At 66.2% G+C, this 839-nt stretch carries 1 protein-coding gene; it reads left to right on the forward strand.

Annotated elements, in window-relative coordinates; all coding sequences use genetic code 11:
• Positions 1-839, forward strand: an 839-nt coding sequence (locus EOD15_RS34935; RefSeq protein ID WP_185929176.1) for a translocation/assembly module TamB domain-containing protein, incomplete at both ends; no start/stop codon positions are given.

The raw sequence follows: 839 nt of genomic DNA on the forward strand, positions 1-839 counted from the left end.
GGGTTTTCCGGCCGATTTGTCGATCAAGCTGGTCGACGGCCGCTATACGGACGGAAGGGTGGTGACCGCCAATCTCGGCGGCGACCTAACGATCAAGGGACCGCTGACTTCCGCACCGGTCATTGCCGGCACCGTCAATCTCGCCAAGACGGTGATCACCGTTCCGGACAAATTGCCGGGCTCGCTGGCGGCGCTCGACGTCAAGCACAAGAATGCGCCAGGTGCGGTAAAGGCGCAGGACAAGGCGCTGCGGCCGCCGACGACCAGCGGCAAGGGCGGCGGTAGCGGCCTTGCACTCGATGTCACGGTCAACGCGCCGAACCAGATCTTCATCCAGGGCAGGGGCGTCGATGCCGAACTTGGCGGCTCGCTGAAGCTGACCGGCCCGGCCTCGTCGCCGCAAGCGGTCGGCACCTTCACCCTGCAGCGCGGACGGCTGTCGATTCTCGGCAAGCGGCTGACCTTCACCGAAGGCACGGTCGGATTTTCCGGCTCGCTGGTGCCCTATCTCAATTTGACGGCGACCACGACGACGACCGGCGCCACCGTCACCATCGTGGTGTCGGGCGAGGCGACCAATCCGAAGTTCACCTTCTCCTCCGTGCCGGCGCTGCCCGAGGACGAGGTGCTGGCGCAATTGATCTTCGGGCGCTCGATGTCGAACCTGTCGCCGCTGCAGATCGCCCAGTTGGCCGAGGCCGCCGGGCAACTGGCCGGCGTCGGCGGCTCGACGTCGCTGCTGGAAAACCTGCGCAGCGCCATTGGTGTCGACGACCTCGACGTCACCACCGACGACCAGGGCGGCACGGCGGTTTCGGCGGGCAAATACCTCAAAGACC

The sequence above is a fragment of the Mesorhizobium sp. M7A.T.Ca.US.000.02.2.1 genome, from assembly GCF_003996995.1.
Taxonomy (GTDB): domain Bacteria; phylum Pseudomonadota; class Alphaproteobacteria; order Rhizobiales; family Rhizobiaceae; genus Mesorhizobium.